The organism is Micromonospora sp. DT68 (assembly GCF_049847245.1).
GTDB lineage: Bacteria > Actinomycetota > Actinomycetes > Mycobacteriales > Micromonosporaceae > Micromonospora > Micromonospora profundi.
Window position 1 is genome coordinate 89,871 of record NZ_JBNCNZ010000007.1, and the last position, 21,383, is coordinate 111,253.

18 protein-coding genes are annotated in these 21,383 nt (G+C 70.9%); 8 read left to right on the top strand and 10 right to left on the bottom strand.

Features of this window, described 5'->3' with window-relative positions:
* Positions 1-119: 119 nt before the first annotated feature.
* Genes ACPXB1_RS14990 through ACPXB1_RS15005 form a run of 4 tightly spaced genes read right to left on the bottom strand, consistent with a single transcriptional unit; the run spans position 120 to position 5,480 of the window.
* Positions 120-2,261 (bottom strand): alpha-galactosidase, encoded by a 2,142-nt coding sequence (locus tag ACPXB1_RS14990; RefSeq protein ID WP_425735419.1) that lies wholly within the window; start codon positions 2,259-2,261, stop codon positions 120-122.
* Positions 2,258-3,178, bottom strand: a complete 921-nt coding sequence (locus tag ACPXB1_RS14995; RefSeq protein ID WP_355597085.1) for a carbohydrate ABC transporter permease — start codon at positions 3,176-3,178, stop codon at positions 2,258-2,260. Before ACPXB1_RS14995 ends, ACPXB1_RS14990 begins: the two co-directional genes overlap by 4 nt.
* Complete coding sequence (locus tag ACPXB1_RS15000) at positions 3,175-4,131, bottom strand: carbohydrate ABC transporter permease (RefSeq protein WP_355597083.1); 957 nt, start codon at positions 4,129-4,131, stop codon at positions 3,175-3,177. The genes ACPXB1_RS14995 and ACPXB1_RS15000 overlap by 4 nt, the downstream gene beginning before the upstream one ends.
* Before the next feature lie 20 nt (positions 4,132-4,151).
* Positions 4,152-5,480, bottom strand: a complete 1,329-nt coding sequence (locus ACPXB1_RS15005) for an ABC transporter substrate-binding protein (protein WP_425735420.1) — start codon at positions 5,478-5,480, stop codon at positions 4,152-4,154.
* A gap of 280 nt (positions 5,481-5,760) precedes the next feature.
* Here ACPXB1_RS15005 and ACPXB1_RS15010 point away from each other — a divergent pair, with 280 nt between their 5' ends.
* From ACPXB1_RS15010 to ACPXB1_RS15020, 3 genes are all read left to right on the top strand, one after another.
* Complete coding sequence (locus ACPXB1_RS15010; RefSeq protein ID WP_355632837.1) at positions 5,761-7,758, top strand: beta-galactosidase; 1,998 nt, start codon at positions 5,761-5,763, stop codon at positions 7,756-7,758.
* 36 nt (positions 7,759-7,794) lie between these two features.
* Positions 7,795-8,571 carry a DeoR/GlpR family DNA-binding transcription regulator gene (locus ACPXB1_RS15015; protein WP_355597077.1) on the top strand — a complete coding sequence of 259 codons (777 nt, stop codon included), beginning with the start codon at positions 7,795-7,797 and terminating at the stop codon, positions 8,569-8,571.
* A 195-nt stretch (positions 8,572-8,766) separates the two neighbouring features.
* Positions 8,767-9,756, top strand: a complete 990-nt coding sequence (locus ACPXB1_RS15020; RefSeq protein WP_425735421.1) for a sporulation protein — start codon at positions 8,767-8,769, stop codon at positions 9,754-9,756.
* 77 nt (positions 9,757-9,833) lie between these two features.
* Here ACPXB1_RS15020 and ACPXB1_RS15025 read toward each other — a convergent pair whose 3' ends face one another.
* Both ACPXB1_RS15025 and ACPXB1_RS15030 read right to left on the bottom strand, forming a co-directional pair.
* Positions 9,834-10,166: a hypothetical protein gene (locus ACPXB1_RS15025; protein WP_425735489.1), complete on the bottom strand. Its 333-nt coding sequence runs from the start codon at positions 10,164-10,166 to the stop codon at positions 9,834-9,836.
* 219 nt (positions 10,167-10,385) lie between these two features.
* Positions 10,386-10,724, bottom strand: a complete 339-nt coding sequence (locus tag ACPXB1_RS15030) for a glycerophosphodiester phosphodiesterase family protein (protein WP_425735490.1) — start codon at positions 10,722-10,724, stop codon at positions 10,386-10,388.
* Between the two features lie 31 nt (positions 10,725-10,755).
* On the opposite strand from ACPXB1_RS15030, the gene ACPXB1_RS15035 reads away from it, so the two are divergent.
* Positions 10,756-11,163, top strand: coding sequence for a hypothetical protein (locus tag ACPXB1_RS15035; RefSeq protein ID WP_355597073.1), 408 nt, complete (start codon positions 10,756-10,758; stop codon positions 11,161-11,163).
* A 101-nt stretch (positions 11,164-11,264) separates the two neighbouring features.
* On the opposite strand, the gene ACPXB1_RS15040 is transcribed toward ACPXB1_RS15035, so the two are convergent.
* Both ACPXB1_RS15040 and ACPXB1_RS15045 read right to left on the bottom strand, forming a co-directional pair.
* The gene (locus tag ACPXB1_RS15040; RefSeq protein WP_425735491.1) at positions 11,265-13,484 is read right to left on the bottom strand and encodes a HelD family protein; all 2,220 of its coding nucleotides are present in this window, start codon (positions 13,482-13,484) and stop codon (positions 11,265-11,267) included.
* Positions 13,485-13,748: 264 nt separating this feature from the next.
* On the bottom strand, positions 13,749-14,873 hold the full coding sequence (locus ACPXB1_RS15045; protein ID WP_425735422.1) for a LolA family protein: 1,125 nt from the start codon (positions 14,871-14,873) through the stop codon (positions 13,749-13,751).
* An 89-nt stretch (positions 14,874-14,962) separates the two neighbouring features.
* Between ACPXB1_RS15045 and ACPXB1_RS15050 the strand changes: the two genes are divergently transcribed.
* Positions 14,963-15,619 carry a response regulator transcription factor gene (locus tag ACPXB1_RS15050; RefSeq protein ID WP_355597067.1) on the top strand — a complete coding sequence of 219 codons (657 nt, stop codon included), beginning with the start codon at positions 14,963-14,965 and terminating at the stop codon, positions 15,617-15,619.
* Between the two features lie 74 nt (positions 15,620-15,693).
* On the top strand, positions 15,694-17,139 hold the full coding sequence (locus ACPXB1_RS15055; RefSeq protein WP_425735492.1) for an ATP-binding protein: 1,446 nt from the start codon (positions 15,694-15,696) through the stop codon (positions 17,137-17,139).
* A 274-nt stretch (positions 17,140-17,413) separates the two neighbouring features.
* Here ACPXB1_RS15055 and ACPXB1_RS15060 read toward each other — a convergent pair whose 3' ends face one another.
* Together ACPXB1_RS15060 and ACPXB1_RS15065 are read right to left on the bottom strand one after the other, a co-directional pair.
* Positions 17,414-19,159 (bottom strand): tetratricopeptide repeat protein, encoded by a 1,746-nt coding sequence (locus tag ACPXB1_RS15060; RefSeq protein WP_425735423.1) that lies wholly within the window; start codon positions 19,157-19,159, stop codon positions 17,414-17,416.
* Positions 19,160-19,216: 57 nt separating this feature from the next.
* The gene (locus ACPXB1_RS15065; protein WP_355597148.1) at positions 19,217-19,678 is read right to left on the bottom strand and encodes a MarR family winged helix-turn-helix transcriptional regulator; all 462 of its coding nucleotides are present in this window, start codon (positions 19,676-19,678) and stop codon (positions 19,217-19,219) included.
* 49 nt (positions 19,679-19,727) lie between these two features.
* Between ACPXB1_RS15065 and ACPXB1_RS15070 the strand changes: the two genes are divergently transcribed.
* Together ACPXB1_RS15070 and ACPXB1_RS15075 are read left to right on the top strand one after the other, a co-directional pair.
* On the top strand, positions 19,728-20,249 hold the full coding sequence (locus ACPXB1_RS15070) for a VOC family protein (protein ID WP_355597061.1): 522 nt from the start codon (positions 19,728-19,730) through the stop codon (positions 20,247-20,249).
* Positions 20,250-20,273: 24 nt separating this feature from the next.
* Positions 20,274-21,164 carry a hypothetical protein gene (locus ACPXB1_RS15075; RefSeq protein WP_355632997.1) on the top strand — a complete coding sequence of 297 codons (891 nt, stop codon included), beginning with the start codon at positions 20,274-20,276 and terminating at the stop codon, positions 21,162-21,164.
* Positions 21,165-21,383 lie beyond the last annotated feature (219 nt).

The following is a 21,383-nucleotide window of genomic DNA, read 5'->3' on the forward strand; positions in this document are numbered from 1 at the left end:
GCGCCCGCGCCCGCGCCCGCGCCCCCGCCCCCGCGATCTTGCAGTTTGTGTCGGGGATATGAGGCTTTGGTGCCGAAAGTCGAGGCAGAAAGTGCAAGATCGGCGGGGGCGCGGGGGTTTCAGCTTGCTGCGGGGGTGACTTCTAGGACGAGGCTTTGTTCCGGGTGCAGCGCCGGTAGTTGCACTCCGATCCGGGCCAGCGCTGCCCCGCTGAGCGTGGCACCCGCGCCCAGCCAGGCCGGCGGACGGAGGTTGATGGTGGCCGGGGCCGGGACGTCCGGCACCGGGCGGACCAGGTAACGGCGGTCCGGGTCCAGGCCGGGCAGCCGTACCGCACCCGGGATCTGCGCCACCGAGGTGGCCAGCCGCGCCACCGCGTACACCGCTCGGGTCTTGTCGTGGGCGACCACGCCGTGCGCCCAGACGGCCGGGTGGTCCGGGTGGTCGACCCGGACCACCCGGCCGGTGTGCAGCAGCGGGCGCAGCCGCTTGTGCAGCGCCACCCAGGCGGCCAACTCGGTCTGGTCGGCAGCGCTTATCGACGCGATGTCCCACTCGATGCCGGAGTGGCCGAACAGCGCTGTGGCGGCCCGGAACCCCAGGTCGTGCACGCGGTGCGTCGTGTGTGAACGGTCCGGGCCGATGTGCGTGCCGACAAGCTCCGGCGGCAGCAGCAGGCCGGTCCACCGCTGGATGCTGAGCCGCTCCAGGGCGTCGTTGCAGTCACTGGCCCAGACCCGGTCGGTACGTTCCAGGACGGCCAGATCCACGCGGGCGCCGCCGGACGAACAGCTCTCGATCTCCACGCCGGGGTGCCGGTCGCGCAGCTCGTCCAGGAGCCGGTAGACCGCCACTGTCTGCCCGTGCACCCCGGGACGGCCGTCATGCCCCGCCTCGGTGAGATCCCGGTTGTGGTCCCACTTGAGGTAACCGATGCCGGGGTGCGCCGTGAGCAGCGCGTCGAGGCGTTCCAGCACATAGTCGTACGCCTCGGGGCGGGCCAGGTCGAGCACCTGCTGGTTGCGCCAGGCCGGCGGCAGCCGCCCCGGCACGGCCAGCAGCCAGTCGGCGTGCGCGCGGAACAGGTCGGAGTCCGGGTTGACCATCTCCGGTTCCACCCAGAGGCCGAACTGAAGCCCTCGACCGGTGACGTGGTCGATGAGCGGTTGCAGGCCGTCCGGCCACACGTCCTCGTCGACGTACCAGTCGCCGAGCCCGGCGGTGTCGTCGCGCCGGCCCCGGAACCAGCCGTCGTCGAGCACGAACCGTTCCACCCCGATCTGCGCGGCCCGGTCGGCAAGGGCACGCAGCCGGTCCAGGTCGTGGTCGAAGTAGACGGCCTCCCAGACGTTGAGGGTCACCGGGCGGGGGGAGCGCGGATGCCCGGGTCGTGCCCGCAGGTGGGTGTGCAGCACGTCGCTGAGACCGTCCAGCCCGGCGTCGGACCACACCGCGTAGAGCAGGGGAGTGGTGTAGGACTCGCCGGTGGCCAGCCGGATCTCGCCGGGGGCCAGCAGTTCACCGCCGCCGATCGTCGACACACCTGTGGGGTGACGCTCGGCGAATGTGACGTGGTCACCGCTCCACGCGGTGTGCACCGCCCACACCTCGCCGTCACCGAAGCCGAACCCCGCGGTGCCGGCGACCAGAAGCAGTGTGGCGTCGTGCCCGGTGCGCCCGTGCCGACCCTCGCGAACCCAGCTGCCGTACTGCCACGGGTGCCGCTGTGGGGACCGCTCCCGGCACCACCGGCCGGTCAGGTCGAGCAGTTCGGTGGCGACCGCCGGCACCGGCAGCACCGGCGTCAGCTCCCGCAGCTCGTACGCGCCGTCGCCGTCGTTGCGCAGCACGTGGCGAACGGTCAGCAGGCCGTGCGGGTCCAGCGTGATCTCGATGGTCAACGACAGTCCGGCAGCCTGGTCCGACGCCCGTACGGTAAGCCCCGCCGCGCCCGTCCCGGTGTCGTCAACGTCCAACCCGTCGAGGTGGAACGCTGTCGACCAGTCCCGTCCGTCGCGGTGCCCAGCCAGCCCCGGCCGGCCGCTCCAGCCGGCGCTCGGTTCGGGTAGCAGCGACAGCACCGGCGGCTCGTCGAAGCTGCTCGGCACCACCGGCGGCACTGTCGCGTCCACGAGGTGCCGCAGCCCTTCGGCGTCGAGGTCGCCGACGTCGCTACCCCAGTGCACGACCCGGGGCAGCCCTGGGCCGCGTACGTCGAGCACCAGGCTGGTCCGCGCGCGGCGCAGGTGCAGGATCGTCATCCTTTGGAAGCTCCCAGGGTCAGGCCCCGGACGAAGTGTCGCTGGAGCATGAAGAAGATGACAAGGGTGGGGATCGCGACGAGCACGCTGCCCGCCGAGACCAGGTTGTTGTCGGTGAAGAACTGGCCGCGCAGGTTGTTGAGCGAGCTGGTGACCGGGAACTTGTCGCCGGTACGCATCAGCACAGTGGCCCAGAAGAACTCGTTGTAGATCCAGGTCACCTCCAGCGTGGCCAGCGCGGCCAGGGCCGGCCGGCACAGCGGCATTGTCACCTGCCAGTACTGCCGCCAGACGCTCGCCCCGTCGACCATCGCCGCCTCGTACAGGTCGCGGGGCAGCGCCTTCATGTAGTTGCTGAGCACGAAGACGCAGAACCCGCACTGGAACGCCACATTGATCAGGATCAGACCCCAGTAGCTGTCGTAGAGCAGTTCGGAGTCGCTCATGAACTCCGGCAGCGGCACCTCGGTGTAGAGGCGGAACAGCGGGATCAGCAGCGCCTGCTGGGGCAGCAGATTGGCGGCGGTGAACACGCCCAGCAGGATGAGATTGAGTTTCCAGCTGAACCGGGCGATGACGAACGCCACGCACGAGGCGAGGAAGAGCGTAAGCAGCACCGCCGGCACCGTGATGTACACCGAGTTGAGGAAGTGCTGGCCGAACTCGGCCGTCCGCCAGGCGGTCACGTAGTTGTCGAAGGTCCAGCCTCCGAACGAGACGTAGCCGTTGGCGGCGGTGTACTCGTAGGAGCGCAGCGACGTCAGCACCGCCCAGGCGATCGGGAAGAGCCAGATCAGCGAGACGGCGATGAGGAAGCCGTGCAGCAGCAGCCGCAGCGGGGTGAGCTTGCGGCGGGGGGCCGGGGCGTCGGCGTCGGCCTCGCCTCCCGTACGCCGGGTCGCGGTCGCGGTGCTCATTGGCGGTTCTCCCTCATCACGGTCGCCAGGTAGATGGTGATGAAGACAAGTGAGACGACGAGCATGATGGTCGCCAGCGCCGAGCCGAAACCGATCCGGCTCGCCTCACCCACGACGTTCTGGGTGACAAGCGCGGAGATCAGCTCCAAGCCGTTGCGGCCCTTGTTGACCACCCAGACCAGGTCGAACGCGCGCAGCGACTCGATCACCGTCACCACGAGCACGATGACGTTGATCGGCCGCAACACCGGGAACACCACCCGGAAGAACGTGCGGCTCTCCGAGGCGCCGTCGACGGCGGCGGCCTCCCGCAGCGACGGGTCGACGCCCTTCAACCCGGCCAGGTACAGCAGCATGATGTAGCCGACGTGCCGCCAGCCGGAGGCGATCATGACGGCCCAGATGTTGACGTTCGAGTCGCCGTACCAGTCGATGCTGCTGCCGAAGACGGCGTTGATCAGCCCCTGGTCGCGGGAGTAGAGCAGCTGCCAGACGAAGCCGATCAGGGCCAGCGAGAGCACCACGGGCAGGTAGAGCGCGGTCTGGTAGAACCGGCTGCCCCGCAGCTCCTTGTCGAGCAGGACGGCCAGGAACATGCCGAACGGGGTGGCCACCAGGAACAGCACCGCAAGCCAGAGCAGGTTGTTCTGGATCGCCGGCACGAACGGCGGGTAGATGTTCACCACGTCGCTGTAGTTGCGTGCGCCGACGAACTCGATTTCGTTGAGTGGGCCGATGCCGTCCCAGTTGGTGCCGGAGAGCACCACTGTGGCCGCCGCCGGCAGCCAGACGAAGGCGGTGACGAGCAGCAGCGGGACGAGCACCATCAGCGTGATGACCACGCGGTCGGTGCGGGACAGGAGCCGTAGCCGCCTGCGACGACCACCAGTGGTGGGGGTCGCCGCAGGCGGCGGCACGGCGCGATCCGCTTGGATCAGGGGCAGGTCGGACATCTGTCCTCCCCTTTCCGCCGTCAGTCAGTGAAGATCGACTTCTTCTGGTTTTCGATGGACGAGGTGAGCCCGCCGATGTCCTTCGGGTTCTTGATGAACTGCTGGAGCGCCGGGATGATCACCGTGGAGGCGAAGTCCGGCCGGGTGTCCCGGTCGAGGAACTGGGCGATCTCGGTGGCGGAGCCCACCAGCTCGGCGGCCTTCTTCTGCAACGCGGTGTAGCCGCTGACGTCCGCGCCCGTGTTGGCGACGAGCGTGGCCGGGTCGTTCTTGACGGTGATGTCAGCGGGGTCCTTGCTGCCGAGGTACTCCAGCAGCTTGCGGGCGTTGTCCTCGTTCTTGGGCTTGCGGGCCATCATGTAGCCGTCGATCGGGGCGTCCAGCGCCTTGGCGCCGATCGACGGGTCGATCTCCGGGAAGGTGAAGAAGTCGAGGTCGTCCTGCTCCTCGTTGCTGAACTGCTGACCGACGAAGAGGCCGAGCAGGTACATGCCGCTCTTCTTCTGCTGCAACGACTGCGCGGCCTCCTGCCAGGTGCGGCCGAGGCTGTCCGGTTGGTGCAGGGGGAGCAGGCCGGCCCAGGTGTCGAATACCTTCTTGACCTTGTCGGAGGTCCAGGCCTCCTTGCCGGCCATCAGGTCGATGTGGAACTGGTAGCCGTTGATGCGCAGGTTGAGGATGTCGAAGGTGCCCATCGCCGGCCAGCCGTCCTTGTCGGCGAAGGCGATCGGGGTCAGGCCGTCGCTCTTCATCTGCGCGCCGAGTGCGGTGAACTGGTCGAGGGTCGTGGGCACCTGGTAGCCGTACTGCTTCCAGACCGACTTGCGGTAGAAGACAGCCCAGGGGTAGTAAGTCGCCGGGACGAAGTACTGCTTGCCGTCGTCCCCCGTGGACGCCTTCTTGAAGGCGTCGGAGTAGCCGGAGAGCTTGCCCCACACGTCGCTGATGTCACCGGCCAGGCCCTTGGAGGCGAAGAAGCGCATCCGGTAGCCGGCGAACCAGGTGAACACGTCGTCCGGCTTGCCCTGAAGGTAGTTGTTGATGTTCTCCTGGAACGTGTTGTGGTCGACCGTGTTGACTGCGACCTGGACGCCGGACGAGGTCTTGAACCCGTCGGCGATCTTGGCGACGACGTCCTTGGGCTTCGGGTCGGACTGGTTCGAGCCGAGTGACACGTCCTTGCTTGACCCACCGGAGCCGGAGTCGTCGCCGCAGCCGGCGAGCAGGCCGGCGCCGAGCAGCGCGCCGGTGCCGGCCGCACCGGCCAGCAGCGAGCGTCGGTTGATGCCGGCGACGGAGGGCGGTACGAGCCGAGCGAGGTACTCGGCTTGGGATCGGGGACGGGACATCTGTGCCTCCTGCGGATGAAGAGGTGCTGCGCTCAAGGGCCGTCAGGTGGAGAACCGACCGGCCTCGTGAAATACACATCGGGATTCACCGAGAATCCACATTGGTGAACACGAACGACCAGTGGGGCCTCAAGCTACCTCTCCGTCAGGCGCTGTCAAGAGGGCAGTTCGCCTTCGATAACCCAGTTGTAATGCGGCCGTTACGTGGTAAACGTTGGAAAGGAAATCGATGTTGGAACCTGTTGACTTCCGTGGGTTCCCCGGTGCACCCTCACCTGTCATGCGGCGATGGCACGGTGACGGCATCTATTTCGGCGGCGACTACAACCCCGAGCAGTGGCCCGAAGAGACCTGGTCCGAGGACGTCGAGCTGATGCGCCGGGCCGGGGTCAACCTGGTCTCCGTCGGCATCTTCTCCTGGGCGCTGTTGGAGCCCACTCCGGGCCGGTTCGAGTTCGGCTGGCTCGATCGGGTGCTGGGCCTCCTGCACGACGGCGGAATCCAGGTCGACCTGGCCACGGCCACCGCCAGCCCACCACCCTGGCTGGCCCGCGCGCATCCGGAGACGCTGCCCCGCAGGGCCGACGGCACAATCCTCTGGCCGGGTGGGCGGCAGGCGTACTGCCCCAGCTCGCCCGTGTTCCGCGAGCGGTCACTGGAGCTGGTGCGGGCCGCCGCCGAGCGGTACGCCGAGCATCCGGCGGTGGTGATGTGGCACGTGTCAAACGAGCTGGGCTGCCACAACGTGCACTGCTACTGCGACGTCACGGCCGAGGCGTTCCGCGGCTGGCTGCGCGAGCGCTACGGCGACCTGGGCCGGCTCAACGACGCCTGGGGCACCGCGTTCTGGAGCCAGCGGTACGGCGACTGGGCCGAGATCAACCCGCCGCGCACCGCGCCGACGTTCGCCAACCCCACCCAGCAGCTCGACTTCCTGCGGTTCTCCTCCGACGAGCAACGCGCCCAGCTGCGCGCCGAACGCGCGCTGCTCAAGACGCTGGTCCGGCAGCCGGTCACCACGAATTTCATGATCGGCATGAACGTCAAGCACATGGACTACCACTCCTGGGCCAACGACGTGGATCTCGTGTCCAACGACCACTACCTGGCCGCCGCCGATCCGCAGGCGCACGTCGGGCTGGCGTTCGCCGCCGACCACACCCGCGGAGTGGCCGGCGGCGAGCCGTGGTTGCTGATGGAGCACTCCACGAGCGCTGTCAACTGGCAGCCCCGCAACGTGGCCAAACTGCCCGGGCAGATGCGCCGCAACAGCCTCGCGCACGTCGCACGGGGCGCCGACGGGGTGCTCTTCTTCCAGTGGCGCGCGTCGCGGGCCGGCGCGGAGAAGTTCCACTCCGCGCTCGTGCCACACGCCGGGCCGGACACCAAGGTGTTCCGCGAGGTCTGCCAGCTCGGCGCGGACCTCAAAGCCCTGGCCGAGGTACGCGGCAGCCGGGTGGACGCCGACGTGGCAATCCTGTTCGACTTCGAGGCGTGGTGGGCAGTCGAGTTGGATTCGCACCCAAGCGTCGACGTCACCTACGCCGACCGGCTGGCCGCCCTGTACGGCGCGCTGTGGCGGGCCGGGGTGACCGCCGACATCGTCCACCCGTCGGCGGATCTCAGCGGCTACCGGCTGGTCCTGGCACCCACCCTCTACCTGGTCCGCGACGCCGACGTCGACGCGCTGCACCGGTACGTCGAGGCGGGCGGCACCGCCGTGGTCACCTACTTCAGCGGCATCGTCGACGACAACGACCACATCCGGCTGGGCGGCTACCCGGGCGCGTTCCGGGAACTGCTTGGCGTACGGACCGAGGAGTTCTTCCCGCTGCGCGAGGGCGAGCAGGTCCGGCTCGACGACGGCAGCACTGCCGACGTGTGGACCGAGTGGCTGCACGCCGACGGGGCCGAGGTGCTGGCGTCGTACACCGATGGGCCTCTGCCCGGCGTGCCGGCGCTGACCCGGCACCGGGTCGGCGCGGGCGCGGCGTGGTACGTCGGCACCCGGCTGGACGAGCCCGCCACCGACCGGCTGGTCGCCCGGCTGCTCGACGAGGCAGGCGTCCGTCCGGCGGTGCCGGCGCCGAGCGGGGTGGAGGTGGTACGCCGGCGCGACGGCGACCGCAGCTGGCTGTTCGCGATCAACCACACCGACACCGAGGTACGCGTCCCGGTGAGCGGCACCGAGCTGCTGACCGGGGCAGTGTGTGCCGGTGAGCTGACGGTGCCGGCCGGCGAGGTGGCGGTCATCCGTGAAGATCGAGCCGACGCCTGATCCGACCACACCCACGGCGCGAAGGAGGTCCCCCGGATGCTCGCTCAGCAGCGGCAGACCGCCATCCTCGATCTGATCCGTCAGCGCGGCGGTGTACGGGTGAGCCAACTGGTCAGCCGGTTCGGCGTGTCCGACATGACGATCCGGCGTGACCTTGAGGTGCTCGCCGAGCGTGGCCTCGTCGACAAGGTGCACGGCGGTGCGACGCTCGCCGGGCCTGGGTCGGCCGAGGAGCCCGGCTTCGCCGCGAAGTCGATCCGCCAGCAGGCGGAGAAGCGGGCCATCGCCGAGCGGGCGGCAAGGATGGTGGAGCCGGGAATGGCCATCGCGCTGTCCGCGGGCACCACCACCGCCGCCCTTGCCACGCTGATCTCCGACGTACGCGGGCTGACAGTCGTGACGAACTCGATCCCGGTGGCCGACGCGCTCTACCAGAACCCGCGCGCCGACCAGACAGTGGTGCTGACAGGCGGCATCCGCACACCGTCGGACGCGCTGACCGGGCCGGTGGCCGAGGCGGCGATAAGCGCGCTCAACGTGGACCTGCTCTTCCTGGGCGTGCACGGGCTCAGCCCGCGTACCGGCTTCACCACGCCCAACCTGCTGGAGGCCGGCGTCAACAGGTGCCTCATCGGCGCCGCCCGCCGGCTGGTGGTGCTCGCCGACCACACCAAGTGGGAGACCATAGGCATCGCCACGATCGCCCCGCTGGAGGCCGCCGACGTGCTGATAACCGACGTAGGCCTACCCCCCGAAGCCCGCACCACGATCGCCGACCAGGTAGGCGAGCTGGTGATCGTCGACGCTGCCTGACATCTCCGTCGATCATGGAGTTGTGGTGGGCGCCTTGCCCCTGTCGGCCACTTTCGTCCGGCACCACAACTCCATGATCGACTAGCGTGGACGCCGCGCGTTTCACAGCCACCTCACAGCGCGTCTGGATAAGGTGCGCGTCGAGTCAACGCCCGACTCCAATCTGGAGCGGTCGCCCGTCGCACAGGAGTTCCGATGGTCTTCAAGAAGATGTTGAGCGCGTTCGGCGTCGGCGGTCCCAGCGTGGACACCGTGCTGACCAACCCCAACACCCGCCCCGGTCTGACCCTCGACGGACACGTCAACCTCGTCGGCGGCGACGCCCCGGCGGCCATCGAGCAGATCGTCATCGGCCTGGTGACACGGGTCGAGGTCGAAGGGCACGACGCGGAGTACTCGGGCACGCTGGAGTTCCACCGCATGGTCGTCAGCGGCCCGCTCCAACTCGCGCCCAAGCAGCAGCTCTCCATTCCGTTCCAGCTGCCGGTGCCGTGGGAGACCCCGATCACCGACGTGTACGGCCAGCGCCTGCACGGCATGACGATGGGCCTGCGCACCGAGCTGGCCATCGCCCGTGCCGTCGACAAGAGCGACCTGGACCAGGTGGCGGTGCACCCGCTGCCGGTGCACGAGCGGATCCTGGAGGCGTTCCAGCGGCTCGGTTTCCAGTTCAAGCACGCCGACCTGGAGCGCGGCCACATCCGGGGTGTGCAGCAGACGCTGCCGTTCTACCAGGAGATCGAGTTCTTCGCCGCGCCGCAGTACGCGAGCACGATCAGGGAGGTCGAGCTGACCTTCGTGACCAGCCCGCACGGCGTCGAGGTGATCCTTGAGTGCGACAAGCGCGGTGGCTTCCTCAGCGCCGGGCACGACGCGTTCGGCCGCTACCAGGTGTCGCACGCCGACGCCGACCAGGTCGACTGGGCGCAGGTCGTCGACGGCTGGCTGCGCGAGACCACCTCCCGCTACGGCAGCCTGCGCGCCCAGGGCTACGGGCCTCAGGGCTACGGGCCGGGCAAGAGCCACGGGCACGGCCACGGCCGAGGTGTCGGCATGGGCGGCGTGGTTGCCGGTGCGGCCCTCGGCGTCGCCGGCGGCATGATCGCCGGTGAGATGATCGGCGACGCCTTCGAGGGCGACGCCGGTGAGGACTTCGGCGGGGACTTCGGCGGGTTCGAAGAGTAGGCGTCCACGCACGACAGTGGCCTCCGGGAGATTCTCCCGGAGGCCACTGCCTGCTCTACGTCTGTTGTTGACCCACGTCAGCGCTTGCTGCGCTCCCGGCCGGACCGGCGCGCGGAGCCAGCCTTCGACAGACCACGGCTGACCAGGTAACCACCCGTCAGGATGGTCAGGAACCACCACGCCTGGTTCGGGTTGTTGATGTTCAACCCGTTGGCGGTGGTGCCCTTCCAGAACGCTGAGATCACCACCAGCGCGACTGCGGCAGCGTAGACCCAGAATTCCGTCGTCAGGAACGCCTGCTTGGTCTCCGTACCCGGCGACGGCATCTGTTCCCGGTGCCCGTCGTGCATGGCCGGCATCTGCTGCGTCGGCGTGTTCCGCATCGCTGCGGGGTTCTGCGGGTCGTTCATGGGCCGGTTCATCGGCCTGGTGGAAGCAGCCTGCGTGCTCATCTGGTCCTCCTCAGGATGCGATGAGTCGTACCTGCGTTCCCTCGCCCCGCTACCGCGTGTCGGCCACGGCACGGTTCGCGTTCACGGCGGGGACACCCCCCGACTACCCGACGCCGGTGAGCAGGTAACACCGACCGCCGGCCGGAAATATCCCCAGCCGGCGGTCGGGTCGGGGCCTCAGCGCAGGCCGTTGCGGATCGCGACGCTCACCAACAGGTCCGGGTCGTCGGTGATGATGCCGCCCACACCCAGGTCGATGACCCGCTGCATGATCTCCGCGTCGTCGACGGTGTACGGAATCACCTTCAGGTCGTACCGCGCCTGGAGGGTGCGTACGTCCCGATCTTCGTTTCGATGTTCATACCGGTGTCCGTGCGGCCACTGGGCTTCACGACGGCACTTCCAGGGTTCACCCCGAGCCGGAGGGCGTTGCAGAAGGAGGCGAGGTAGTGAACCGGGGTGGACGACCTCCGGCCCGCCGACGCGGGTTTGCCGGGCCGGTGGCCGGGCACGCAGTCAGTTCCACAGCTTCTGCGAGGTGATGGACGTGCGTGAGGACGACATGCGACAGGAAGCCGCCCGCCAGGCCGAGGATCGGATCGCGGGTGGCGTGTACGGCAAGGGCGCCATCGACGAGGTGACGTTGCCCCGTACCGACGTGGAGCGGGTGATCCAGGAGGTCGACCCGTACGACCCGGCGCACCAGCCGATCGACCCGACGGTGCTGCGCGACGGTGGCCCCACCCGGGGTCAGGGCGCAATCACCACGACGGGCGGTACGGCGGGCCCGGCGAGCGTGCGACGGGTGGCCCGCCAGCCGGAGCGACACCCAGGCAAGGTGGCCCCGACGACTACCGGGGATGCCACCACCGGCGGCCTGAGCACCCCGATGGGCGGCACCACAAGCGACCAGTCCACGTCGGCAACCGGCCCAGCCAAGCCCACAAACGACTAACCCACCCCTTATGAGTTGATCATGAGGTTGGCGTGGCTGTGGAAGGTCACAGTCCACGTCAACCTCATGATCGACCGGGAAAAGCGGGGAGGGCGGGGGCGTCAGCGCTCCAGGCGGAGGATTCCTAGGCGTTGGGTGGCTCGGGTCAGTGCTACGTAGAGGTCGCTGCGGCCGCGTGGCGACTCGGCGACCATCAGGTCCGGGTCGACCACGAGCACCGAGTCGAACTCCAGGCCCTTGGCCTGCGCGACGGTCAGCACCACCACCCGGCTCTCCAGCTCCGGGTGTTCGCCCACTGCGGCCTCGGGCAGCGCGGCGGTAAGCGCGGCACCGAGCGTGGCCACCCGGCTGGCCGGCACGATCACGCCGAGTCGGCCCTCGGCCAGGTCGGTGGCCTCGCGGGTGGCTGCCCGCACCAGCTCCGCCGGCAACTGCTCGTCGGGCACCGCCCGGTCCCACGGCGGTACGCCGCTCTCCCGCACCGAGCGCGGCGGCCGCAACTCCGGGTCGATCTCGGCGAGGACCTCAGCGGCAACCGCCATGATCTCGGCGGGCGTCCGGTAGCTCACAGTCAGCTCGGTGAGCCGCCACCGCTGCGCCACGTACGGGGCGAGGGCCTCGGCCCAGGACGGCGTGCCGCTCAGCGCCCCGGTCTGCGCCACGTCCCCGACGATCGTCATCGACCGGCTCGGGCAGCGGCGCATCAGCAGCCGCCATGCCATGGGGCTCAATTCCTGCGCCTCATCCACGATCACGTGCCCGAACGCCCACTTGCGGTCGGCGGCGGCACGCTGCGCGGTGGTCAGGCGGTCGGCCTCCTCCTGTCGTTCCAGCAGCCGATCCGCGTCGATCAGGTCGGTCACGCCGAGGATCTCACCGCCCTCGGCCTCGTCCTCGACGTCGATCGAGCGGGAGCCCCGGGCGATCTCCAGCACGCCCTCGGCGTACTCCCGTTCCATCCGGCGGATGCGATCCCGGCGGGCGGCGGCGGCCCGCTCGTCCTCGCCGAGCAGTTCGGCGGCCTCGTCCAGCAGCGGCACGTCCGCTGGCGTCCAGCCACCCGGCTCGCGGTGCAGCAGCGCCCGCTCGTCGTCGGTGAGCATCGGCGCGGCGGCGGCGATCCGGGCGGGGTCGGCGTACAGGTCGGCGAGCAGGCGCTGTGGGGTGAGCACCGGCCAGAGCCGGTCCAGGGTGGCCCGGATCTCGGGCTCGTCGCGCAACTCCCTGCGGATCTCGGCGCGGTCGGCCTCGTCGAGCAGGTTGTCCCCGCCCAGCGGGTCGGCGCCGATCCGTTCGGCCACCTGGTCGGCGAGGGCGTGCACGATCTCCACGTCGAAGAGCGCCCGCGCCAGGTTGTGTGGGCGGTCGGCGCGGCGGACCCGGTCCCGGGCGGCCCGGACGGTCTCCGGGTCGAGGGTCAGCGCCTCCCGCTCGACCTCGATCTCCAACGGCTCGTCCGGCACCCACTGCCGGTCCCGTACCGCCAGCGCCAACACCTCGGCCAGCACGGCCCGGCCCTTGAGCGCCGCCGTCTCGGCCGGCTCCGTCCGTTGCGCGCTCACCCCGGGAAACAGATCACCCTGGGTACGCAGCAGCACGCCGGTCTCGGCAAGCGTCGGCAGCACCTGCGAGATGTAGCGCAGGAACGTCGCGTTCGGGCCGACAAGCAGCACGCCGCGGCTGGACAGCTCCCGGCGGTGTGTGTAGAGCAGGTACGCCGCCCGGTGCAGCGCGACAGCGGTCTTGCCGGTGCCCGGGCCGCCCTGGACCACCATCACACCGGGCAGGTCGGCGCGGATGATGGTGTCCTGCTCGGCCTGGATGGTCTCCACGATGTCGCGCATCCGGCCGGTCCGGCCGGCGTTCAACGCGGCGAGCAGTGACGCCTCGCCTGTCAACTCCTCGTGCGCGCCGGGGGAGGCGCTGTCGATGTCGAGCACCTCGTCGTTGAGCCCGGTCACCTTGCGCTGCCGGGTGCGCAGGTGCCGACGCCTGCGTACGCCCTGCGGGTTGGCGGCGGTGGCGAGGTAGAACGCTCGGGCGGCGGGGGCCCGCCAGTCCATCAGCAGCGGGTCGTAGTCACCGCTGGTGTCGAAGATCCCAATCCGGCCGATGTAGCGGCGGGAATCGTCGTCGCCGTCGAGCCGGCCGAAACAGAGGCCATTCTCCACTGCCGAGAACTGCTCGACCTGGTCGGCGTACATAGCTACCGAACTGTCGCGCTGGGAACGGTCCTGGAGGGTGCCGCCGGTGCTGCGCAGCGCGTCGGTGAGTCGGTTGGCGGCCTGCTCACGCAGCCCGTCCAACCGGTCGTAGAGCATCGAGACGTACTCCTGCTCGCGGCCGATCTCGTCGTCGAGCGACAATTCACCGGTACCACCGGAGTGCCTTGACAAGCCGTCTCCCCAAAGATTAGAATGTCGTGCAAGAACGGCTTTAATGAGCCGTTCTTTTTTAGTGCCTTCCGAATTGTTGAAGATAGCGCGTCCGGTAGGCACGCACCAAGCCCGACGGGCCGGTACGCCCCGCACAACGAAGCGCCGGGCCGACCGTGAGGTCGACCCGGCGCGAGCACACGGCTGATGTCAGCCGCGAGCGACCTGGTACAGCCGCTCCGGCGTGACCGCTCCGGCGAGCACCCGCCCGTCGTCGGTGAGCAGCACACTGAACAACTTGCTCGTCAACAGCCGACCGCTGCCCCAGTCGCCGCTGACCGCCGTCAGGCCGCCGAGCAACTTCGACATGTCCGGCGCGTCACCAGCCGGTGGTGCGGCGGGCTTCGACGCCCCCGGCTTGGCGTCAGCCGCCCCGTCCAGCCGGGCGACAAGCACTGTGGCCCAGCCGGAGCCCTCGGCGCGTACCTGCGGGTCACCGGCCGGCTGTGCGTGCTCGGGTCGGCCGGCGGCAGGCAGCTTGTCGTTCTCCTCCGTCACGGTCACCCCGGGCGGCGGGTTGAATGTGAACTGGTCGGCGTCGGGTTGCCGGTAGTCGACCTGGGTGAAGGCCACCTCGAACGCCGGCTGGTCGCTGCCCTTGGCGAGCACCTCGAAGCGCAGCGGCACGTGCTGCTTGGCGTCGATGGCGATCCGCAGCTGGTGCACCAGCGAGTCGCGGTCGCGCGGCTGGAGCACCAACTCGTAGGCGTCGCGCCCGGCGACGGTGGCCGAGCGGCCCACGCTCACCTCGGTGCTCGGGTCGATCGCGCCCAACGCCAGGTCCGCGGCCTGCTGCGGCGTGGCCGGCATGCTCGGCCCGGCGTCGAGCGCCGGCTTTCCGGCGGTCGCGGCCTCGCCGAGAGTACGGTGCCGAGCCGTGTTGGTTCGGCTCTCCCAGGTCCACAGGTCCCGGCCGTTGCGGATGACGTCCCGTTCGCCGAGGGTGTCCAGCAGGGCGATCCGCTGCCGCTCCGGCCCGGAATACCAGACCCGCAGTGTGTGCGTACCGGTCAGCAGGGTGGTCAGGTCGTTGCCGGGGATCATCCCGGCCAGCGGCGGCAGGCCGAGGTCGGCGCGCTGCACGACAGTGCCGGACAACCCTTCGAGGCGGGACTCCTGCAGGTCGACAAGGAGCTGAGCGGCGGTACGCGGTGGCAGGCTCGGCTCGGCCTCGGCGGCGAACGTACCGATGGCCGCGCCACCGCCGATGACGGCGACAGCGGCGGTCGCCGGGACCAGCCAGCGCAGGACGGGACGGCTTCTCAGGACGGACATGGTGGGCACCTCCTGCCCACCATCCTGCCCCCCGGCCCCTGTGAACGCGCTGAGGACGCCGGCATTGACCCAGGTGGCACCCTTGAGCGGTGCGACTGTTGGTGGTGGAGGACGAGGCCCGGCTGGCGGGCGCCCTGCAACGTGGTCTTCAGGCGGAGGGGTTCGCTGTAGACGTGGCCGCGACCGGCCCGGCCGGCCTGGACGCCGCCCGGCACGGCGGGTACGACGCGATGATCCTCGACGTGATGCTGCCCGGGCTCTCCGGCTACGAGCTGGTCCGCCGGCTGCGCGCCGAGCAGCACTGGCTGCCGGTGCTCATGCTCTCCGCCAAGGACGGCGAGTACGACCAGGCCGACGGACTGGACTGCGGCGCCGACGACTACCTCACCAAGCCCTTCTCGTACGTGGTGCTGCTGGCTCGCCTGCGGGCGCTGCTGCGCCGGGGAGCGCCGGAACGCCCGACGGTCCTCACTGTCGGCGACCTGCGACTGGACCCGGCCCGGCGTCGGGTCACGCGTGCCGACGCCGAGGTGACGTTGACGGCTCGGGAGTTCGCGCTGCTGGACTACCTGATGCGCCGGCCCGGTCAGGTCGTGTCCAAGATCGAGCTGCTGGACCACGTCTGGGACGCCAGCCTGGAGACAGCGCCGAACGTGGTCGAGGTGTACGTCGGCTACCTGCGTCGCAAGCTCGGCCGCGACCGGCTGGAGACGGTCCGGGGCGCCGGCTACCGGCTGGCGACGTGACCCGCGCCGACCCGCCGGACGCCGGTCGGCTCCGGGGCGGACGGCTGCCGGCGTTGGGCCTGCGGGGGCGGCTCCTGGCGCTCGGGGTGTTCGGTCTCACCGTCGCGCTGGCCCTCGGCGGGGTCGTGCTGCTCGGCACGCTCGGGTACGTGCTCCAGCGGAGCGTGGACACCGAGGCGTTCCGGACCGCCGACGCGGTCGCCCTGCTCGCCGCCGAGGACGCGCTGCCCGACCCGCTGCCGGTGGCCGGCGGTCAGGTCCGGGTCCAGGTGATCGACGCGCAGGGGCGCATCCGGGCCGCCTCGATCGACGCGGACCGGCTCGTTCCGATGGTCCGCCCGGAACGACTCGACACCGGCCGCAGGCAGCGGCTGGAGGCACCCGCCGAGCGGGTCGGTCTCGTCGGCCCGGTGCGGGTGGTCGCCGTACCCGCCGGCACCGCGGCTGACCCGCTCACCGTGCTGGTGGCCAGGTCGATGGCCGACGTCCGGCACAGCACGCACGTGGTGCGGACCATCCTGCTGGTGGCGTTCCCGCTGCTGGTGGCCGCACTGGCCGCTGTGGCGTGGCGGGTGGTAGGTGCCACCCTGCGGCCGGTGGAGGCGCTCCGTCGAGGCGCCGAGGAGATCACCGGGCGGGCCGGAGCCGGCCGCCTGCCGGTGCCCGCGTCCGCCGACGAGATCCACCGGCTGGCAGTCACCCTCAACGGCATGCTGGACCGCCTGGAGACGGCCCGGGACCGGCAGCGGGCGTTCGTCTCCGACGCGGCGCACGAGCTGCGCAGCCCGCTCACCAACATCCGTACGGAGCTGGAGGTGGCGCAGCGGCTCGCCGACCGTACGGACTGGACGGCGGTGACGGCCAACCTGCTCGCCGACACCGAGCGGCTGAGCCGGCTTGTCGACGACCTGCTGTTGCTGGCCCGCCTGGACGAGACGCCGGTGGCCCGGGGGACCGGCCCTGTGGACCTGGTGGCGCTGCTGAGCGAGGTGGCCGCCCGCTATCCGTCGCCGCCGGTGCGGGTCGTGCCCCCGCCCGGCCCGCTCTGGACGGTCGGCAACGCCGACGAGCTGCGCAGGGTCCTGGCCAACCTGGTCGACAACGCGGTCCGGCACGCGCACGTCAGCGTCGTGCTCGCTGCCGTGCCGCGCCCGGACGAGGCGTACCACCTGGTGACGGTGACCGACGACGGCCCCGGCATTCCGGCGGCCGACAGGGACCGGGTCTTCGACCGGTTCACCCGGCTCGACGACGGGAGGGGCCGCGACGACGGTGGGGCCGGCCTGGGCCTGGCCATCGTGCGGGAGCTGGTCCGCCGCGCTGGCGGCACCATCAGCCTGACCAGCGCCGACGCCACCGACAACGCCACCGACAACGCCACCGACAACGCCACCGACAACGCCGCCGCCGGTGCTGGTGTTGATGGCCCGCCGGGCCTGCGGGTGTGTTTGCTGCTACCGGCGTTGCCGGCCGAGGACGACCAGGGCCGACGCGTGGCGGACCGTGACATGCGGCGGTAGCCGCCGGAACGGTGTTCGAGTCCTTTGCTCTGCTTCAACCAGCGCAACAGGCACAGATAGTCACCGCGCTGCGCAGGGTCCTGTGACGCAGCCGAGGCGTTGTTGCAGTTCGGCGTTGGTGTTGCGTTGGTTGAAGCAGAGCAAAGGCGCACCATCAAGGTACGGGCGCTCGGCTGACGATCACAGTGTGCGACCGAGTGGTGCACGCGTGTCGATCACGCTGGGTGAGCGTCGTGCCGCCTGCTGTCTGCCGCCTGCCCATCGGGGTGCGGCTTCAGCGGCGGCGGGTGCAGACCTCGTCTGCGCTCGCGACGGAGTCGGTGGACCAGACGACGGCCACCGTGAAGCAGTAGTCGTTGGCGCGGTTCAGCGCGTAGACGATGTAGGTGTCGGTGCCGGCCGGCAGCGTGGCGATAGCGGTCTTGTCCTGCCCGGCCCGCCCGGCGGAGATGACCACCGGACCCTCGCCGCCCGCCGGGTACGTCCAGCGCAGGGCGATGTTGTCCCGGTTGTCGCGCAGGGCCACCGAGCCCGGCGGAGTGCCGGGCGCGGCCGGAGGCGGAGGCGTGCCGGTGGGTGCGGCGCCGCCCGGTGCCGCACTGCCGGTGGCCGGCGTACCCGAGGCCGGCGGGCCGGTGCTCGTCGAGCTGACGCCGGGGGAGGTGCTGTCCGCTCTGGGCTGCTGGTCGTCACCGTCGCCGACCCGGGCTACGCCGGCGATCACCGCTGCTGTGCCCAGCAGCACCACGACCACGCCGGCCACCAGTATCGGCAGGAGCCGGTTGCGCGTCGGGGGCGCCGCCCGATGCACCGGCACCGGCAGGAGACGAGAGGGCGTGTACGGCTCCGCCGGCTGGTACGGATCGTCCGGCGCGTACGACTCCGCCGGTGGGAACTCCTCCGCGGGCTGCTCCGGTTGGCGGAGCCGGTAGACGCCGGCTGCCTCTTCGGCGCTGCCGGTGAAGCCGACCACTGACGGCGGCACCGGCGTGCCGGTCGAGTGAGGTGTCGGCTCGTCCGACCACTCCGGTGGCCACTGGAAGCCCGTCGATCCGCCCGGTTCGTCAGCCGGGACGCGGGGATTCGGCACCGAACCACCGCTGACCGTCCCGTGAGCGTCGGTGAACCCGTGACCATCCCCGTAGCCCGGCTCGGCTGAAGTGCTGTCGGGCACCGAAGCCTCGGACGGCTCCGGCGCGGCGGGCGGAGGCGCCGGCGGGTGGTAGCCGGATTCGACCGGCCGGTTGTCCTGCGGCCCGTTGTCGTGCGGCGGGTGACGGGCGGCCGGCACCAGCGGGGCGTCCCGACCGACGGGTGCGTCGTCGGCGCAGACGTGGTCGGGGTTGGCCGCCGCCCGGGCCAGGGCCGCTACCTGCTGGGCCAGCGGGTCGTCGGCGGGCAGGTGCTGCCGGGACAACTCCCGGGCGAGCGCCAGGTTGTCGTGCGCCTCGGTGAACTGCCCGCAGTCGCGCTGCATGGCGCCGAGCCGAGCCAGCATCTTGATGCCGCTGGGGTGCCCGTCGCCGTACACCTCGCGGTGCAGCTCCCAGGCGTCCTGGAGTCGGTCGCGGGCCACCGTGCACTGGCCTCGGGCGTACTCGACGGTGGCCAGGTCGGCGTGCGCGGCGAGCACCCGCAGCGACTCCGGCCCGTCCTGTGCGGTCAGCTCGATGATGACTTCCTGGTAGAGCCGGGCGGCGCGGGAGTGGCTGCCGACCCGGTGCAGCACCGCCGCCAGGGTCGCCGCGGCGGCCACCGTACGCGGGTCGGAGCGGCCGTGCAGCCGGGTGGTGGCGGCGTACGTGAAGGCGGCCCACCCCCGCGCGGAGTGCGGCTCACCGAGGGCGACGAGCACCCGCGCCTGGAGGCTTGCCGCCTCGGCCAACTCGGCTGTGGCGTTGGCGGGGCGTGGGTCGGCGTCGGTGAGCGCGTCGGCGAGCAGCCGCTGCGCACCGGCGAGGTCGCCAGCGGACACGAGGTGCTGCGCCTGATCAGTCAGTTCGCCGAAGCCGGAGGACACGCCCCATCGTGCTCATTCGACGACGTTAAGTACAAGACCCGCGCCGGTGTCGATCGGTCAGGATCTTGTCAGGTGCTCGGCCAGCGTCTCGCTGATCCGGCGCAGCTGGTCGACCTGGGCCGGGCTCAGCGCGTCGAACAGGTGGCGGCGTACCCCCTCGACGTGGCCGGGTGCGGCGGCGCTGAGGGTGGCGAAACCGGCGTCGGTGAGCAGGGCGATCTGCCCGCGCCGGTCGGTGGGGCACTCCTCGCGCCGCACCCAGCCGGCCGCCTCCAGCCGTGCCACCGCGTGCGAGAGCCTGCTGCGCGACGACCCGGTCAGCTCGGCCAGCTCGCTCATCCGTAACTGGCGCCCGGACGCCTCGGAGAGCCGGACCAGGATCTCGTAGTACGCGTGCGGCATCCCCGCGTCGTGTTGCAGCTCGCGGTCGAGCGTGTCCATCAGCGCCCGGGAGGCGGTGAGGAACGCCCGCCAGGTGCGCTGCTCGTCAGGGTCCAACCAGCGGGTCATGACCACCATCATACCCGGAATAGTTGAGCCCTCAACTAAATGGGGCTAACCTCGGGTCATGGGAATCCACAGGCTCAACCACGCGGTCCTCTACGTCAGTGACCTCGCCCGCAGCGTCGCCTTCTACCGGGACGTGCTGGGCTTCCGCCCGGTGGCGATGACCCCGGACGGCTTCCGGGGCGCCACCTTCCTCCAGGCCCCCGACTCCACCAACGACCACGACCTCGGCCTGTTCGAGATCGGCGCCGGCGCCGGGCGGTCGACGGCCGGCCGCGCCACCGTCGGGCTCTACCACCTGGCGTGGGAGGTCGACACCCTCGACGAGTTGGCCGCGACCGCCGAGCGGCTCGCCGCCGCCGGGGCGCTGGTCGGCACGTCCGACCACGGCACGACAAAGAGCCTCTACGGGCAGGACCCGGACGGCCTGGAGTTCGAGGTGGTCTGGCTGGTCCCCGCCGACCGGCTCGACGACGCGACGCTGGCCGCCCGCAAGCGCATCGGCCGGCTCGATCTGGCTGCCGAACAGCAGCGCTACGGCGGGCAGACCCGGGGTGGCGTGGGGATCTCCGTCCCGGCCTGACCGCCCGTAGGGTAGAACGGACCGATGCCGACCGACCGGACCACCGACTTCCTCCGCGAGCTGCTGGTCCGCCAGTTGACGACCTGGCTGCCCGCGGCCCTGCAACGCTCCCGGCGGGCCACCGTGGCACTGGTGTGGGCCGGGGCCGACGGCGGGAGCGCCCAGGCCGCGCTGCGGGTGGTCGCCGCCCACGCCGATCAGGTACGCGGCCGTCGGGTCACGGTGTTGGTGCTGGCCGACGGCACGCCTGAACTGCCGACCCGGCTCGGCCCGGTCGAGGCGGAGTTGCCCGCCGAGGTCACAGTGCACCTGCTGCCCGGCGCTCCGCAGCAGCTGCCGGTCGCGCTGAAGGCGGCCGGGGCGGCGGGGTCACCGCTGTTCAGCTTCCTGGACCTGCCCGACGCCGTGACCCCGCAGCTGCTCACCGCCGCCGCCAACGGCCGTACCGGAGAGGTGCTGCTGCACGCCGGCGCCCGCGCCCGCGATGCTCTTGTCGCCGCCGGGTTCCCGCTTGTCGCCGAGGTGGCGCCGGTGCTGCCGGACGGCGAGGCGGCCGGTGTGGTCGCGTTCGGCAGTCGCTCGGACCGGAGCCTGGAGGCGGTCCGCGACGCGCTCTGGGCAGCCGGCGCGGACCTCGACGTGCGCTTGCGTGACCCGTCCGACCCGGCGGGCGCGACTGTCGACGTGGCAGGGGAGCCCGACCTAGCGCCGTTGACCCGCGAGCTGCTGGCCGAGCTGCGCCGGGGTGGGCCACGGGAGGTCACCGAGCTGCGCCGGCACACGCTTACCGCAACCGTCTACCGCGCCAGTGACGCAAACCGAGCGCTGGAAGACCTGCTCCAAAACGGCGACCTGCAACGCGCCCGCGAGTCCGGCCGCCTGGCCGGCGACGAAAAAATAACCCCAACCCGCTAGCCCGATCCCCGGATCCCCCGGGTCCCCGCCGCGCGATCTTGCACTTTCTGCCGCGACACAAGGGGCATCCCACGCAAAACCGCGACCGAAAGCGCAAGATCGCGGGGGTGGGGGTGGGGGTGGGGGTGGGGGTGGGGCGGGTGGGTGGACGTGGGGCGGGGGGGCGGGGGAGATAACACGCCACCCCCCAGACAACCCGGGAGGGCAGACCCCGGCAGG